Source organism: Rhodococcus sp. WB1, from assembly GCF_001700945.1.
Taxonomy (GTDB): domain Bacteria; phylum Actinomycetota; class Actinomycetes; order Mycobacteriales; family Mycobacteriaceae; genus Rhodococcus; species Rhodococcus aetherivorans.
Genome location: NZ_CP015529.1, coordinates 4007991 through 4024442, shown reverse-complemented (window position 1 = coordinate 4024442; position 16452 = coordinate 4007991). Strand labels below are relative to the sequence as shown.

Annotated in this window: 12 protein-coding genes; 8 read left to right on the top strand and 4 right to left on the bottom strand. The window is 72.2% G+C overall.

The window, feature by feature from the left end; all coding sequences use genetic code 11:
- Nucleotides 1–8 precede the first annotated feature (8 nt).
- On the top strand, nt 9–833 hold the full coding sequence (locus A4U64_RS17805) for an FAD:protein FMN transferase (protein ID WP_065922909.1): 825 nt from the start codon (nt 9–11) through the stop codon (nt 831–833).
- Between the two features lie 87 nt (nt 834–920).
- Here A4U64_RS17805 and pgi read toward each other — a convergent pair whose 3' ends face one another.
- Nucleotides 921–2555, bottom strand: a complete 1635-nt coding sequence (gene pgi / locus A4U64_RS17800; protein ID WP_065922908.1) for a glucose-6-phosphate isomerase — start codon at nt 2553–2555, stop codon at nt 921–923.
- Between the two features lie 79 nt (nt 2556–2634).
- On the opposite strand from pgi, the gene A4U64_RS17795 reads away from it, so the two are divergent.
- On the top strand, nt 2635–4086 hold the full coding sequence (locus tag A4U64_RS17795; protein ID WP_029541981.1) for an NAD-dependent succinate-semialdehyde dehydrogenase: 1452 nt from the start codon (nt 2635–2637) through the stop codon (nt 4084–4086).
- Nucleotides 4087–4341: 255 nt separating this feature from the next.
- Here A4U64_RS17795 and A4U64_RS17790 read toward each other — a convergent pair whose 3' ends face one another.
- Nucleotides 4342–4650 carry a chorismate mutase gene (locus A4U64_RS17790; protein WP_029541984.1) on the bottom strand — a complete coding sequence of 103 codons (309 nt, stop codon included), beginning with the start codon at nt 4648–4650 and terminating at the stop codon, nt 4342–4344.
- 289 nt (nt 4651–4939) lie between these two features.
- Between A4U64_RS17790 and pcrA the strand changes: the two genes are divergently transcribed.
- On the top strand, nt 4940–7384 hold the full coding sequence (pcrA, locus tag A4U64_RS17785) for a DNA helicase PcrA (protein WP_065922907.1): 2445 nt from the start codon (nt 4940–4942) through the stop codon (nt 7382–7384).
- Between the two features lie 77 nt (nt 7385–7461).
- Here pcrA and A4U64_RS17780 read toward each other — a convergent pair whose 3' ends face one another.
- Nucleotides 7462–8505, bottom strand: coding sequence for a M23 family metallopeptidase (locus tag A4U64_RS17780; RefSeq protein WP_065922906.1), 1044 nt, complete (start codon nt 8503–8505; stop codon nt 7462–7464).
- Between the two features lie 226 nt (nt 8506–8731).
- On the opposite strand from A4U64_RS17780, the gene A4U64_RS17775 reads away from it, so the two are divergent.
- The 3 genes from A4U64_RS17775 to sucD all read left to right on the top strand — a co-directional run bounded on the left by A4U64_RS17775 (nt 8732) and on the right by sucD (nt 12679).
- Entirely contained in the window at nt 8732–10447 is a 1716-nt protein-coding gene (locus A4U64_RS17775; RefSeq protein ID WP_065922905.1) for a hypothetical protein, read from the top strand.
- Nucleotides 10448–10591: 144 nt separating this feature from the next.
- Nucleotides 10592–11761 (top strand): ADP-forming succinate--CoA ligase subunit beta, encoded by a 1170-nt coding sequence (gene sucC, locus A4U64_RS17770; RefSeq protein WP_006945023.1) that lies wholly within the window; start codon nt 10592–10594, stop codon nt 11759–11761.
- 15 nt (nt 11762–11776) lie between these two features.
- On the top strand, nt 11777–12679 hold the full coding sequence (sucD, locus tag A4U64_RS17765) for a succinate--CoA ligase subunit alpha (RefSeq protein WP_003937757.1): 903 nt from the start codon (nt 11777–11779) through the stop codon (nt 12677–12679).
- A 70-nt stretch (nt 12680–12749) separates the two neighbouring features.
- On the opposite strand, the gene A4U64_RS17760 is transcribed toward sucD, so the two are convergent.
- Complete coding sequence (locus A4U64_RS17760; protein ID WP_029541994.1) at nt 12750–13373, bottom strand: IMPACT family protein; 624 nt, start codon at nt 13371–13373, stop codon at nt 12750–12752.
- Nucleotides 13374–13480: 107 nt separating this feature from the next.
- On the opposite strand from A4U64_RS17760, the gene A4U64_RS17755 reads away from it, so the two are divergent.
- Together A4U64_RS17755 and A4U64_RS17750 are read left to right on the top strand one after the other, a co-directional pair.
- Nucleotides 13481–14710: a DUF5336 domain-containing protein gene (locus A4U64_RS17755; protein WP_168579298.1), complete on the top strand. Its 1230-nt coding sequence runs from the start codon at nt 13481–13483 to the stop codon at nt 14708–14710.
- A 66-nt stretch (nt 14711–14776) separates the two neighbouring features.
- On the top strand, nt 14777–16435 hold the full coding sequence (locus A4U64_RS17750; RefSeq protein WP_065922903.1) for a cell division protein PerM: 1659 nt from the start codon (nt 14777–14779) through the stop codon (nt 16433–16435).
- Nucleotides 16436–16452: the final 17 nt, after the last annotated feature.

Below are 16452 nucleotides of genomic sequence, written 5' to 3'. Positions count from 1 at the left end.
AGCCCCTCATGATCAGCAGCAGCGAATGGCGGGAGTGGGGGGTCCCGGTCGAGGTGGCCGTCACCGAGTGCGCCGCACTGGTGGAGGCCGAAACGCTGGTGCGCGCCGCGATCGCAGAATCCGAGGCGGCCTGCAACCCCCTGCGCGGTGACGCGGAGATCCACGAGGTCAATCTCGCCCAGGGCATTCCCGTGCAGGTCAGTCCGCGGCTGTCGGCGCTGCTGCGCTCGGCGCTCTGGGTCGCCCGGATGACCGACGGGGCGGTGAGCCCCCTGTCGGCCGACGACGCGGGAATCGACGAGGAGGCCACCCCGCCCATCCATCCGCTTCCGGACTACAGCGACATCCACCTCGACGGCGAGACCGTGCTGGCCCCGTTCGGCGTCAACCTCGACATCACCGAAACGGCCAGGGCCGACACGGCCGATCGGGCCGCCGCGACCGTCGCACGCAGTCTCGAATGCGGTGTCCTGGTGCGCATGGGCGACGTGACGGCCACCGCCGGTCACAGCCCCGCCGGGGGCTGGCAGGTGGCCATCCCCGGAGCCGGCACGGTCGAACTTCCGGCGGGCAGCGCGATGGCGACGCGCGTGCGCGCCGCCGAACCCGACGAGGTGGAAGAGAACGGCGGAAACGACGTCGCCGGGCGGTGGGCGCAGGTGACCGTCATCGCCGGGGACGCGCTGTGGGCCGACGCCGCGGCCGCGGCGGCGCTGCGCCGCGGGGCGCCGGCGGTGCGGTGGCTCGAGCAGTACGATCTCGCCGCCCGGCTCGTGGACAGCGGCGGCCGGGTGCACACGACGCGCCGCTGGTCCCGCCCGCACGCCGCCTGAGCGGCGGAGCTTGCGCCCGAATCGGTGAGCTTGCCCCCGTTTCCGCAGTCGGAAACCGGTGCAAGCCCGCCGTGACGGGTGCCTGCTCTACTTCTGACGCCACCGCCGGATGGTGCGGACGAGGGTGTCGGTGGAGGTGTCGCCGGTGTCGGGGTCCGCCGCGCCGGTCAGGGCCGGTGCCAGGGCCAGGGCCTGGGTCTTGCCGAGTTCGACGCCCCACTGGTCGAACGAGTCGATGCCCCAGATCACGCCCTGGACGAAGGTCTGATGCTCGTACAACGCGATCAACTGCCCCAGCGTCGCCGGGGTCAACGCCGGGGCGAGCAGGGTGGTCGAGGGCCGGTTGCCGGGCATCACCTTGTGCGCCACCAACCCCGGGTCGGTGCCGTCGGCGGCGACCTCGGCCGCGGTGCGCCCGAACGCGAGCACCTTGGCCTGGGCGAGCATGTTCGCCAGCAGGATCTGGTGCATGCTGCCGGTCCCGTCCCGGGTGGGCAGGTCCTCGCACGCGGCGGCGAACCCGACGAAATCGGCCGGGATAAGCCGGGTGCCCTGGTGCAGCAACTGGTAGAACGCGTGCTGCCCGTTGGTGCCCGGCTCGCCCCAGAAGATCTCCCCGGTCTCGTGGTCCACCGCCGTCCCGTCCCGCCGCACGCTCTTGCCGTTCGACTCCATGGTCAGCTGCTGCAGATACGCCGGCAGCCGGGCCAGGTCCTGACTGTAGGGCAGCACCGCCCGCGACTGCGCCCCCAGCACCGACGCGTACCACACCCCCAGCAGCCCGAGCAGCACCGGCGCGTTCGCCTCCAGCGGGGCGGTGGCGAAGTGCTCGTCCACGGTGTGCATCCCGGCGAGGAACTCGGCGAAGCGCACCGGCCCGATCGCGCACATCACCGCCAGCCCGATCGCCGAGCCCACCGAGTACCGCCCGCCCACCCAGTCCCAGAACCCGAACATGTTCGCCGGGTCGATGCCGAACTCGGCGACCTTGCTCGCGTTGGTGGACACCGCCACGAAATGCGCCGCGACGGCGTCCTCGCCGAGCGCGGCGACCAGCCAGCGCCGCGCGGCGGTGGCGTTGGTGAGGGTTTCGACGGTGGTGAACGTCTTCGACGCCACCACGAACAGCGTGGTGGCCGGGTCCAGGCCGGTCAGCTGCGCGGTCAGATCCGCCGGGTCGATGTTGGCGACGAACCGCACCGCCGGGCCGTCGGCGTAGTGCCGCAACGCCCGCGCCACCATCGCCGGGCCCAGATCCGAGCCGCCGATCCCGATGTTCACCACCGTGGCGATCGGCTCGCCGGTGGCGCCGCGCCAGGTGCCCGAGCGGACCTTCTCGGCGAAGCCGGCCATCGCGTCGAGCACCGTGTGCACCTCGGCGACCACGTCGGTGCCGTCCACGGTCAGCGTCGCCGACCGCGGCAGCCGCAGCGCGGTGTGCAGCACCGCCCGGTCCTCGGTGGTGTTGATCCGGTCCCCGGCGAACATCGCATCGCGGCGGGCCTCGAGCCCACACGCCCGGGCCAGCTCGAGCAGCAACCCCACCGTGGTGTCGGTGATCCGATGCTTGCTGTAGTCGATGTACCACTCCCCGACGGTCAGCGAGAACCGCTGCGCCCGCCCCGGATCCGCCGCGAACAACCCCCGCAGATCCACCGCCTCGAGCTCCGAACGGTGCTGGGACAGCTGCTGCCACGGTGCGGTTCGAGTCACGTCGCTCATGAATTCAGAGCCTAGTGCGGGGCCGCAGTTACCGGCGGGTTCGGAATCCGCTCGGGTCGTGGAGCGCATGATGTGGGTCATGGACACCGAAGAACTGATCCGGACCGTACCGACAGAACTGTTCCTCGGCGGGGAGTGGGTGGCCGCAGAGAACGGCGCCACCTTCCCCGTCCACGATCCCGCCACCGGCGACACGCTCACCGACGTCGCCGACGCGAGTCCGGCGGACGCCGTCCGCGCCCTCGACGCCGCGGTGGCCGTCCAGCACGAGTGGGCCGCGACCCCGCCGCGCGAACGTGGCGAACTGTTGCGTTCGGTGTTCGCGCGGATCACCGAACGTGCCGAGGACTTCGCGCTCCTGATGACCCTGGAGATGGGCAAGGCCCTGCCGGAGAGCCGGGCCGAGGCCAAGTACGGTGCCGAGTTCTTCCGCTGGTTCGCCGAGGAGGCGGTGCGGATCGCGGGCCGCTACACCCACGCGCCCGCGGGCAACGGACGGATCCTGGTGACGAAGCAGCCGGTGGGACCGTGCCTGGCGATCACGCCGTGGAACTTCCCGCTCGCGATGGGCACCCGCAAGATCGGTCCCGCCCTCGCTGCGGGCTGCACGATCCTGATGAAGCCCGCGTCGGAGACCCCGCTGACGATGCTGCTGCTCGCCCAGCTGTTCGCCGAGGCCGGCCTGCCGAAGGGGGTGCTGTCCGTGCTGCCGACGTCGCGCGCCGGGGCGGTCACCGGTCCGCTGATCGACGATCCCCGCCTGCGCAAGCTGACCTTCACCGGTTCCACCGGGGTCGGCCGGGCCCTGTCCGAGCGGGCCGGGAAGGCGATGCTGCGCACGTCGATGGAGCTGGGCGGCAACGCGCCGTTCCTGGTGTTCGACGACGCCGACCTCGACGCCGCGGTCGAGGGCGCGCTGGCCGCGAAGCTACGCAACGGCGGCGAGGCGTGCACGGCCGCGAACCGCTTCCACGTCGCCAACTCGGTGCGAGAGGAGTTCGTGAAGAAGCTGACCGAGCGGATGGCGCAGTACCGGCTCGGGCGCGGCACCGACCCCGGCACCACACTCGGGCCGTTGATCAACGCCGGCCAGCGGGAGACCGTCGGCGCGCTGGTGCAGGACGCGGTGGGGGCCGGGGCGAGCCTCCGGCTCGGCGGATCCGTCCCCGACGGCCCGGGGTGGTACTACCCGGCGACCGTGCTCGACGGGGTGACGGCCGAGGCCCGGATCCTGCGGGAGGAGGTGTTCGGCCCCGTCGCCGCCGTGGCCGGGTTCGACACCGAGCAGGAGGCGATCGATGCGGCCAACGCCACCGAATACGGACTGGCCGCGTACATCTACACGCAGAGCCTGGACCGGGCGCTGCGGGTGGCCGAGGCCGTCGAGTCCGGCATGGTGGGCGTCAACCGGGGCGTGATCTCCGACGTGGCGGCGCCGTTCGGCGGTGTCAAGGCCTCCGGGCTGGGCCGCGAGGGCGGCAGTGAAGGCATCGAGGAGTACCTCGAGACGAAGTACATCGCGCTGCAGTGACCTGCGCGACGGTGACGCCCCCGAGCGTCGGGACCGACGGGCTCGGGGGCGTACCGGCGGGACTCGGTGACCGAATCGGCCGTGGCCTCGGTGACCGAATCGGCCGTGGCCTCGGTGACCCGGACGGCCGTGGCCTCGGTGACCCGGACGGCCGTGGCCTCGGTGACCCGGACGGCCGTGGCCTCGGTGACCCGGACGGCCGTGGCCTCGGTGACCCGGACGGCCGTGGCCTCGGTGACCGAGACGGCCGTGGCCTCAGTGACCGAGACGGCCGCGGCCGAGCCGCAGCAGCAACATGGCCAGGGTGTGACCCTCCTGGCCCAGCTCGCTGAAGCGCTCGAGAACCTTCATCTCGCGGCTGTGCACCAGGCGGGTACCGCCGGAGGCCATGCGGGTCTGGCCGATGATGCGCGAGACCTCGGTGCGGCGTTTGACCGCCGCCAGGATCTCGGAGTCGAGCCGGTCGATCTCTTTGCGGAGCTCGTCGATCTCCGCCTCGGTGGTGGGCAGGGCAGCGTCGGATGCGCTGGCTCCGGAACCGGCGGCCTCGGTGTTGGTGCTCATGTCGTCTCCTCGCGTCAGCTCTGGGATCGCTTCGGATACTGCGGGCGTTACCGGTCCGGCCGTCGGCTCGGGACTTCGGTGGCGCAGCAGCCGAAGCCTCGGGTGTGGTCAGGCCTCGGTCATCGGCTCTCACACCGATGGAAGTGTCGCCGATAGTGGCGACGTGGAGCGCATGACATGACGTTCAGTTTGCCACCCGTCCCCGAACCGGCCAAGTAAGGCATACCTGCCGAATCGCCCCGGCCCGGCCGGCACGGCTGTCGGCGATCGCCGGTAGTTTGGTACCACGATGAACACACCCGTTGCCTCCGGCCGTCCCGTCCCCGCGTCGAATTCGGGGGTGCGGGCGATGACCCCCGACGCGCTGCTCGAGGGACTCAATCCCCAGCAACGGGAGGCCGTGACCCACACGGGGTCTCCGCTGCTCATCGTCGCGGGGGCCGGTTCCGGCAAGACGGCGGTGCTGACCCGGCGCATCGCGTACCTGCTGGGTGAGCGTGGGGTGGCGCCGGGCCAGATCCTGGCGATCACGTTCACCAACAAGGCCGCCGCCGAGATGCGCGAGCGCGTCGCCCACCTCGTCGGTCCGCGCGCGAACAGCATGTGGGTGTCGACGTTCCATTCGAGCTGCGTGCGGATCCTGCGGGCGCAGTCGGCGCTGCTGTCGGGGATGAACTCGAACTTCACCATCTACGACGCGGACGACTCCCGGCGGCTGCTCACCATGATCGCCAAGGATCTCGACCTCGACGTCAAGCGGTATTCCGCGCGGCTGCTGGCGACGCACATCTCCAATCTCAAGAACGAGCTGATCGGCCCCGAGGAGGCCGCGGCCGACGCGGACCGCGAGGCGGCGGAACTGCCGCGGATCGTCGCGCGGGTCTACGCGCACTACCAGCAGCGGCTGCGCGCGGCCAACGCCTTCGACTTCGACGACCTGATCGGCGAGACGGTGGCACTGTTGCAGGCGCATCCGCAGGTGGCGGAGTACTACCGCCGACGGTTCCGCCACGTTCTCGTCGACGAATACCAGGACACCAACCACGCGCAGTACGTGCTCGTGCGCACGCTCGTGGGCGGTGCGGACGACACCGTGACGGACGATGCGGTCGCGCCGGGGGAGCTGTGTGTCGTCGGCGATGCCGACCAGTCCATCTACGCGTTCCGCGGCGCGACGATCCGCAACATCGAGGAGTTCGAACGCGACTATCCCGACGCTCGCACGATCCTGCTCGAGCAGAACTACCGTTCCACCCAGAACATCCTCTCGGCGGCCAACGCGGTGATCGCGCGCAACACCGGACGACGGGAGAAGCGGTTGTGGACGGACTCCGGCGCGGGGGAACCGATCACCGGGTACGTCGCCGACAACGAGCACGACGAGGCGCAGTTCGTGGCCGCGGAGATCGACCGGCTCGTCGACGCCGGTGAGGCCAGGTTCGCCGACGTCGCGGTGTTCTACCGCACCAACAACTCCTCCCGTGCCCTCGAGGACGTGTTCATCCGGCACGGCGTGCCCTACCGGGTGGTGGGCGGCGTGCGCTTCTACGAGCGCAAGGAGGTTCGCGACCTCGTCGCGTACCTGCGGGTGCTCGCCAACCCGGACGACACGGTCAGCCTGCGCCGTATCCTCAACACCCCCCGTCGCGGCATCGGCGACCGCGCGGAGGCCTGCGTGGCGGTGCACGCCGAACGCACGGCGGTCGGGTTCGGCCGGGCCCTGCGCGACGCGGCCGAGGGCACCGTGCCCCTGCTGAACACCCGCTCGCAGAAGGCCATCGCCGCGTTCGTCGACCTCATGGACGAGCTGCGGGGGATGCTCACCGAGACCGACGCCGACGGCAACGACCTCGTCGACATCGGCGACGTCGTCGAGGCGGTCCTCGACCGCACCGGTTACCGCGCCGAGCTCGAGGCCAGCGACGACCCGCAGGACGGCACGCGGCTCGACAATCTCAACGAGTTGGTCAGCGTGGCAAGGGAATTCAGTTCGGATGCCCGCAATGCCGCGGGCCTCGAGGAGGAACGGGAGGGCGCGGAGGGGGAGCCCGAGCCCGGCTCGCTCGCCGCGTTCCTCGAACGGGTGTCGCTGGTGGCCGACGCCGACCAGATCCCCGAGGAGGGCGACGGGGTCGTCACCCTGATGACGCTGCACACCGCCAAGGGTCTCGAGTTCCCGGTGGTGTTCGTGACCGGGTGGGAGGACGGGCAGTTCCCGCACATGCGAGCGCTCGGCGACCCGGCCGAGCTGTCGGAGGAACGGCGCCTGGCCTACGTCGGGCTCACCCGCGCGCGGCAGCGCCTCTACCTGAGCCGGGCGGTGCTGCGCTCGGCCTGGGGGCAGCCGGTGACCAATCCGGAATCGCGCTTCCTGCAAGAGATTCCGCAGGAACTCGTGGAGTGGCGCCGGGAGGATCCGGGGGTGGCCGGTGGTCACGCCATCGGAGCCGGCCGGGGCCGGGGCGGCTACGGCGGAGTCGGCTCCGGCTTCGGGGGCGGAGCGTCCCGGTTCGGCGACGACCGGCAGTCGACACCGAGTTTCGGGGCCGCGCGCTCGCGTAACAACCATCTCGTGCTCGCCGTCGGCGACCGGGTCAGCCACGACAAGTACGGCCTCGGCACGGTCCTCGAGACCCGCGGCTCCGGGCCGACGGCGACGGTGGTCATCGACTTCGGCAGCGCCGGGAAGGTGCGGCTGATGCTCGTCGGCGGCGTGCCGATGGTCAAGCTCTGACCCCGGGTTCCCGGCCGGACGCGAAACGGGCCCCGCACCAGCCGGTGCGGGGCCCGTTTCGCGAGAAGCGCCGGAGGTCAGTCGTTCCGGATGCCGAGGGAGATGCCGCGGGTCGCGAGCCAGGGCAGCGGGTCGATCTTGTCGATGCCGTTGAGGTGCACCTCGAAGTGCAGGTGCGGGCCGGTCGACTGGCCGCGGTTGCCCATGGTGGCGATCTGGTCGCCGGCCATGACCTGCTGACCGACCGTCACCATGGACTGGTCGATGTGGCCGTAGACGGTGACGGTGCCGTCCGCGTGGCGCAGGCGCACCCACATGCCGAAGCCGGACGCCGGACCGGAGTCGATGACGGTGCCGTCGGCGACCGCGAGGATCGGGGTCCCGATCGGACCGGCGATGTCCACCCCGGCGTGGAGGGTGCCCCAGCGGGCACCGTAGCTGGAGGTGAAGACGCCGGCGGCCGGAAGGACGAACAGCGGGCGGCGGGCGGCGGCCTCGCGGGCGGCGCGCTCCTCGCTGAACCGTTGGCCCTTGGCGAGCAAGTTCGAGAACTGGGAGAGGTCGTTCGGGTCCGCGATGTTGAGGACCTGCGGGGCCTGGGACGGGGCGGCGCCCTCGGACTCGGTCTCCGGGGCGAACTGCGCGGCCTGCGGCACCGCGGTGGCGGTGATGACGTGCGAGTCGGTGGCGTCCGCGGCGAGGGCGACCTCGGAGTGCTCGGACTCCTGGGCGGGGCCGCTGGCGGCGGCCTGGCCCGCGGCGACGACGGCGCCGGCGGCGACCGCGAGGACCGCGGCGCGGCCCTTGAGGGCGGCGGGGGGAGTGGGAACCCGGTGGGCGCCGCCGCGACGAGTGGGGGCGGCCAGATCGCCGTCGGGTGATCCGGGGGCGGTGAGCGGCTCGGCCGGCTCGGTGCCATAGAATTCGTACTGCTCGGTGGTGCTGGTGTTGCGGAAGTTCACAATGCTCGAGACGTCTAGATCGTCCGCCGGGCCCTCGTCGAGGTAACGCTCGTGCGGCTGCCAGTGGCCCGGATAGAGATGGTCGGTGGCCTCCGTGGACTCGAAGTCACCGAACCCGCTGCCGGGACGGCTGTCGGCGCGTGGAGTGCAAGTGTGCATCGACTGCCGTCCTCCGTTCGTGACCTGACCGTTATTCGGACCGAAGCGACGGTAACGAAACGATCGCAAGCGTGGCAACCCAAACGGGCTGGAAATCGGGCCTTGTGACTGGCATCACAGTTTGAGCTGGGCGTATATGGAAACGTTCCTTCGGTTACGGCGCGATACCGAATATTCACGGTGTGTCACGCCGCGATGAATCGGAACGTCGCCGTAGCGTCGGGGCGTGCCGAGCCGCCCGCCCGTCCTCGTCGCCGCGTTCGTCCTGTCCGTGCTCGGCGCCATCGCCGTGGCGGTCGCGCCGTTCCTGCCGGCGGTCCGCGCCGACGCCGGTCCCGTCGGCGCCGCCCTCGGCGCCGCGACGCTCGTCGCCGTCGCCGCCGCGCTCGCGGTGCCCGTCGGCGCGGTGAGTCTCGCCCGTCGGCCCGGGCCCCTCGCCGGAATCCGGGCCGGCGCGCTGCTTGCGGGGGCCGGGTTCGTCGCACTCGGCGCGGCCCTGCTCGACGTCGCGCTGTTCACCGACGCCCTCGACGCCGACCGGCTCGAGCTCTTCCGGCCCCTCACCGCCGCCGGCCTCACGGCGGGCCCGGGCGCGGGCGTCGTCCTCGCCGGCCATCTCGCCGCGGTCGGCGCCGGAGTCCTCGGGGCCGTCGCGGTCCGGCGGCTCGTGGCCGACCCCGCACACGTGCCCGGCGAGGACGGCCCGGTGGGTGTGCGCGTCGGGGCCCCGGCGGCGACCGCGGTGGCGGTGGCGGCCCTGGTCGCGGCCGGTGCGCTCCTCGCCCCGCCCTTCGTCTCGGACGACCCGGTGCTGCTCGGCCCCGGCGTCCTCGACGCCACCACGGCCACCGCGATCGGTTCCCTGGCCGCCGCGGTCGCGGTGGTGCTGACGGCGACGTGGGCGCTGGTGACCGGTTCGCCGGCTGCCGCGACGGGCCTGGTGGCGGGTGCGGGGCTCGGTGCGCTCGGCATCCTGGGCCCGCGCCTGGCGGCGGGCCTCACCGGTGAGCGGCTCGCGCCGTCGCCCGGTGCCGCCGTCGGGGTGGTCGCCGCCGTCGCCCTCGTCGCGGCCGCGGTCGCACTGCCCCGGCTCGTCGCCCGGTCCGCCCGCGCCGCAGGGCCGGTGCCCAGGGCGGTCATGTCCGTCCCGGCGATGCTGCGCCGGCACGTCACCGCGGGCGTCGCGGGGATTGCCACCGGCGTCGTCGCGACGGCGGGTGCGCTGCTGCCCACCCTGTCGGTTCCGGCCGGGGCGCCGGCGCCCGACCTGCCGGCCACTCGTCTGCTGCTCGCCGCGGGCCTGCTCGTACTGGCGCTGAGCGTATGGCTGCTGCTCTCCGAATTCGCCGCCCCGCTGCGGCCCGCCGTCGCGGTGCCGGTCGTCGCGGTGGTCACCGCCGCCGGGGCGGTGCTGCAGTCCTGGGTGCTCGCCGCGGACCTGCCGGGCGTCGGCGCCGGGCCGGGCGCGTGGCTGGCCGGCGCCGCGATCCTGGGGGCGGCGGTGACGGGGGTGCTCGTCGTGCTGGCCGGGGGTGCGGAACGCGACGGCATCGACACCTCCGTCGAACGGATCGCCGGGCCGGTCGTGCGCGCGGTGGGCGCGGCTGCGGCTCTCGTCGCCGGTGCCGGTGTGCTGTTGCCGGTGCAGCCCGGGGCCGGTTCGGTCCTGGGCTATCCGTGGGGCTACGACGTGTGGGGGCGGGTGCTGCTCGCCGTCGCGGTGGTCGCAGCGGTGCTGGTCGCAGCGCGGTCGCGGCCGGCCCGGGGCGGTGTGCTGCTGCTCGGCACGGCGGCGTCGGTGGCCCTGTATGCGGCGTCGTGGTTGCTCGTGCGGAGCCCGGAGCAGGAGCCGGTGAACGGCGTCCTCACTCTGCCTGCAATCCTTGGGGTGGTGTTCCTCCTGGCTGCGGCGTGGCTCACAATCCGGGAGGAAAATCCGTGAGGTACCCCTCGGGCCCTTCGCTCCGGTGACATGCGACACATACCAGGAGTGCGGGCGTTTGGTGGGACTTCCGACTAGTTACAGTCCGAACGGACCCGCTCATACCCCTCGAGCGGGCGTCAACGCAGACGAGACGGTGAGCAGATGGATCTCTTCGAATACCAGGCGAAGGAACTCTTCGCCAAGCATGGTGTGCCGACGTCGCTGGGTCGTGTGACCGACACGGCCGACGATGCCAAGGCGATCGCCGAGGAAATCGGTAAGCCTGTGATGGTCAAGGCCCAGGTCAAGACCGGTGGTCGTGGCAAGGCCGGTGGCGTGAAGTACGCCGCCACCCCCGAGGATGCGAAGACCCACGCCGAGAACATCCTCGGCCTCGACATCAAGGGTCACATCGTCAAGAAGCTGCTGGTCGCCGAGGCCAGCGACATCGCCGAGGAGTACTACATCTCCTTCCTGCTCGACCGGGCCAACCGCACCTACCTGGCCATGTGCTCGGTCGAGGGCGGCATGGAGATCGAGGAGGTCGCGGCCACCAAGCCCGAGCGTCTCGCCAAGGTTCCCGTGGACGCCGTCAAGGGCGTCGACCTCGCGTTCGCGCGCAGCATCGCCGAGCAGGGCCACCTGCCCGCCGACGTGCTCGACGCCGCGGCCGTGACCATCCAGAAGCTGTGGGAGGTCTTCGTCGCCGAGGACGCCACCCTGGTCGAGGTCAACCCGCTCGTGCGCACCCCCGACGATCAGATCCTCGCCCTCGACGGCAAGGTCACCATCGACGAGAACGCGGGCTTCCGCCACCCCGAGCACGCCGAGCTCGAGGACAAGGACTCCACCGATCCGCTCGAGGCCAAGGCCAAGGAGCACGACCTGAACTACGTCAAGCTCGACGGCCAGGTCGGCATCATCGGCAACGGCGCGGGCCTGGTCATGTCGACCCTCGACGTCGTCGCGTACGCCGGTGAGAAGCACGGCGGCGTCAAGCCCGCCAACTTCCTCGACATCGGTGGCGGCGCGTCCGCCGAGGTCATGGCCGCCGGCCTGGACGTCATCCTGAACGACGGCCAGGTCGAGAGCGTGTTCGTCAACGTCTTCGGTGGCATCACCGCGTGCGACGCGGTCGCCAACGGCATCGTCAAGGCGCTGGAGATCCTCGGTGACGAGGCCAACAAGCCGCTGGTCGTCCGCCTGGACGGCAACAACGTCGAGGCGGGCCGCAAGATCCTGGCCGACGCCAACCACCCGCTGGTCACGCTGGTCGGAACCATGGACGAGGCCGCTGACAAGGCCGCCGAGCTGGCGCACGCCGCGAAGTAAGGACACACGGAGAACATGTCTATCTTCCTCAACAAGGACTCGAAGGTCATCGTCCAGGGCATCACCGGCGGCGAGGGCACCAAGCACACCGCCCTGATGCTCAAGGCCGGTACCCAGGTCGTCGGCGGCGTCAACGCCCGCAAGGCCGGCACCACTGTGTCCCACACCGCCGCCGACGGCTCTGCCGTCGAGCTGCCCGTCTTCGGTACCGTCGCCGAGGCGATGAAGGAGACCGGCGCGGACGTCTCGATCGCGTTCGTCCCCCCGAAGTTCGCCAAGGACGCCATCATCGAGGCCATCGACGCGGAGATCCCGCTGCTCGTGGTCATCACCGAGGGCATCCCGGTGCAGGACACCGCGTACGCGTGGGCCTACAACGTCGAGAAGGGCAACAAGACCCGGATCATCGGCCCCAACTGCCCCGGCATCATCACCCCGGGCGAGTCGCTGGTCGGCATCACCCCGGCCAACATCTCCGGCAAGGGCCCGGTGGGCCTGGTGTCCAAGTCCGGCACCCTGACCTACCAGATGATGTTCGAGCTGCGTGACTTCGGCTTCTCGACCGCCATCGGCATCGGCGGCGACCCGGTCATCGGCACCACCCACATCGACGCCATCGAGGCGTTCGAGAAGGACCCCGAGACCAAGCTCATCGTCATGATCGGCGAGATCGGCGGCGACGCCGAGGAGCGCGCCGCCGACTACATCAAGGCCAACGTGACCAAGCCGGTCGTCGGCTACGTCGCCGGGTTCACCGCTCCGGAGGGCAAGACCATGGGCCACGCCGGCGCCATCGTCTCCGGCTCCTCGGGCACCGCGCAGGCCAAGAAGGACGCCCTCGAGGCGGCCGGCGTGAAGGTCGGCAAGACGCCGTCCGAGACCGCCGCTCTCGCGCGCGAGATCCTGCAGTCGCTGTAGGCGGCTCCGCCGCCGGTGCGTCCTTTGGGCGGTCCTGACCGCCCGAAGGACGCACCGGCAGCTCCGCTGCCTACCCGTCCACCCATTCGGTGCCGACGGGCTCGAGCTCGCCGGCGCCGGCCGTCGCCGACGCCACCACGCTCCGCAACCCGGCCGCATCCCGGGCCGCGACCGTGAAGACGACACGCTCCGTGTAGGACACGTCGAGCACGCTCACCCCGCGGCCCCGTAGTTCCGACTCCAGCCGGCCGGCGTCACCGTGCCCCACCGCCAGGGTGAACACCGCCCGTCGCTCCCGCGGCACCAGCGTCGCCGCGTCGACCGCGACGGCCACCGCACCCGAATACGCCCGGACCAGTCCCCCCGCGCCGAGCTTGATGCCGCCGAACCAGCGGGTGACCACCACCGCGACGTTCACCAGATCGCGATGGTGCAGCACCTGCAGCATCGGCACCCCGGCCGTGCCACCCGGTTCCCCGTCGTCGCTCGACCGTTCCGCCCGGTGCGCCGGCTCGTCGCCCACCACGAAGGCCCAGCAATGGTGCCGCGCATCGGGATACAGCCTCCGCTGTTCCTCGACGAAGGCGAGCGCGGCGGTATCCGAGTCGACGCGACGCAGCGCGGCGAGAAAGCGGGAATGCTTGATCTCCGTCTCGGCGACGACGTCCGCTCCGGGCTCGAGGGTGCTGGGCATGCGTACATTCTCGCCGGTGGGGATTCGCCGGATTCGCGGGACTCCTGCCGCCCACGGTGATCGTGCCTAGGCTGGTCACAGAGCAGCCGACGACATCAGGAGGAGCGATGACCTACCCAGCAGGCTCGGGAACGGGCCGGTCCGACACCCCGTCAGGTCCCACGGGGTCGTCGACCGGGGGCGGATCCAGCCTCGCCTCCCGTGGCTCCGACAAGGTGGTGCCGCTGCTCCTGCCGATCGCCGTCGCGGTGCTGGCGGTGCTGAACTTCCTGCTCGGCCTGGCCCCGTACGTGCGGATCTCCTTCGGCACCCAGGTTGCGCTGTCGTCGTTCGACTTCGGGTTCGCGGTCGTGCCGCTGGCCTTCCTGCTCTTCGGTGGCGCGGCTGCGGCACTGTCGCTGCTACCGGGTCAGGACCTGCGCTCCGTTGCGGTGGCGGCCTCCGCGGTCGGCTTCGTGGTGTCGCTGTTCCAGCTCTTCCACCTGCCCGACGACACCGGCATCTCGTGGGGTGGGGTGTCGATCCTCGTCCTCGGCTTCCTGCAGACTGCGCTCGCGCTGATGGCGCTGCTCTTCGGGATCGGCATCCTGGTGCCCGGCCAGCGCCGCGCGCCCGCGCAGTCGTTCGGCGGCCAGGGAGGCGGCGGGCAGGGCGTGGGCCAGGGGTACAGCGGCGGCCAGGGCTACAGCGGTCAGGGGTACGGCGGCCAGGGCTACGGAGCGCAGGGTGCCGGCGCGGGGCAGGGCTATCCGTCCGGTCAGGGCTACGCTCCCGGCGCGGCGTCGAGCGGATACGGAACGCAGGGCTCCGGCTACCCCTCGGGGTCCTCGGCCTACCCCTCGGGGTCCTCGGCGCAGTACCCCGGCTACCAGCAGCCGCAGTACTCCACCGGGCAGTACCCGTCGGGGCAGTACTCCACCGGCCAGTATCCGTCCGGGCAGCACCCGTCCGGACAGTACCCGGGATCCCAGTACCCGGGCACCCAGTACTCGGGCGCGCAGCCGCGCGAGCACTACCCCAGCCCGGACTACGGCGCCCAGACCGAGCACCTGAGCCAGCCGCTGCGCGTCGACCGGCCGCAATCCGAGGGGCAGCACCCCGGCCAGCAGGCCTACACCCCGACGGGAGCCCAGGCCCCGTACGGCGCCGGGTCGCCCGGTCCTTCGGGCCGGCCGGGGGAGCCCGCCGGTGGCGGCGCGGACGAGCCGACCGTGCTCGCCCCCCGGCACGCCGATTCCGAGCAGGATGCCGCGGGGCGTCCGTCGGAGGACGACGCCGAGCGGACGTCGGACCCGGCGCCGACGCAGGCGTTCCGCCCCGGTGACGAGCCGCGGTGACGGCTCCCGCACGTGCTGCGGCGCGCCTGACCGTCACGACCGTCGCCGGGTGACACTCTCGACACGATGACCTCGACGCTAGGCCGGTCCGACCGGCGCACCACCCCGGAAGGCAACCCGGTCGAACCGGAGCAGCTGCGGATCCTGCTCGGCACGGCGGCCAGGGTGCCGGCAGTGACCCTCGCGTTGATCGCCACGCTGGTGGTGACCACGATGGTGGCCGCGAGCAGCGACCTGACCGGCATCTACGCGGCGATCGCGGGAAGCTGGCTGGCCCTGCATCAGGTGACGCTGACGATCGACGGGGTAGCGCTCGGCGTGCTGCCGTTGCTGCCGACTGCGGTGCTGGTGTGGCTGACCGCCCGGGCCGCGCGTTCGGCCACCGACGCCTTCGTCGCGCTCGGCGGCCGTCCGCTCGATCGTCGGAACGCCTCACGCATCGCCGTGGCCACCCTCGCCGGTCCGACGGTGATCACGATCGTGGCACTGATCGTGATCCAGGATGCGGCGAGTGTCCTGCCCGTCGTCACCCCCAATCCGGCGGCCGCGCTGGCCTGGGTGACGGCCCTCTACCTGCTCGGGGCCGGGCTCGGCATCGGTGCCCGGACGTGGCGGCCGCTGTCCGTCCGCTACGGCGTGCCGAACTGGCTGGTCGCCGCCGTGCGCCCCGCGGCCCGCGCGGTGCTGGGGATGTTCGCCGCGGCCGGGGTGGTGACCGTACTCGGGCTGCTGTGGTCGTGGACCGTGGTCGGTGACCTGATCGGCCGCGGCGGGGGAGTAACCGGGGCGCTCGGGTTGACGGTGCTGTCGGTGCTGTACCTGCCCAACGTGCTGATCGGGGCCGCCGCCGTGGTGGCCGGGAGCACGGTGCAGTTCGGCGACGTGACCCTGAGCCTGTTCGAGGCGACCGGCGGTGACCTGCCCGCGCTGCCGGTGCTCGCCGTGATCCCACCGGGACCGGCCGCGCCGTTCTGGCCGGTGCTGCTGGCCGTTCCCGCGACGGTGGGTGCGCTGCTCGGACGGTACGTCGCCCAGCGCCACCTCGAGGCGCGGGCCCGGGGGGAGTACGTGTCGTCCACCGACGCCGCGCTCACGGTGGTCGCTGCGGCGGCGCTCGCGGGCGCGACGAGCGCGCTGGCCACGTGGGTCGCCGGTGGCCCCCTGGGGATCTTCGGCGTGGTCGGCGGAAACTGGTGGCTTGCCGGGGTTCTGGTATTCGCGTGGTCGGGGCTGCTGGGCCTCGTCACGTCGCAGCTGCTGCTGTGGCGCGAGCACCGCCTGGCCGCGGCGGAGGCCGCCCGAGCGTCGGCCGCCGCGGAGGAGTCCGCCACGGAGACCGCCGCCGCCGAGAATCCCGACGGCGACGAGCCGGTCGAGGAGGCCGACGCCACCCCGCTCGACGAGGCGAAGGCGCTCGAGGCGGGCCCGGCGACGCCGGCCGCCGACGTGCTCGAGGCCGAGATCGTCGAGGACGGCCCCGAGGGGCAGCAGGACGCCGCCGACGCCGGGGGCGACGCAGACGCCGCAGGCGACGCCGGGGCGCCCGCCGTCGCCGGCACCGAGCGCGAGGACCCCGCCGACGACGAGCGTGTGCACGTCGCCGACGCGGAACTCGAGGACGCCGCCGACGAGCCGGGCGGGTCCGGCGTAACCGAGCAGGATGCCGGCGCGCCGCCGGAGCGCAACGGTGACCTGCCGGAGGGGGCCGCACCCCCCAAGGGCTAGGCTCTACCCGGCCGAGC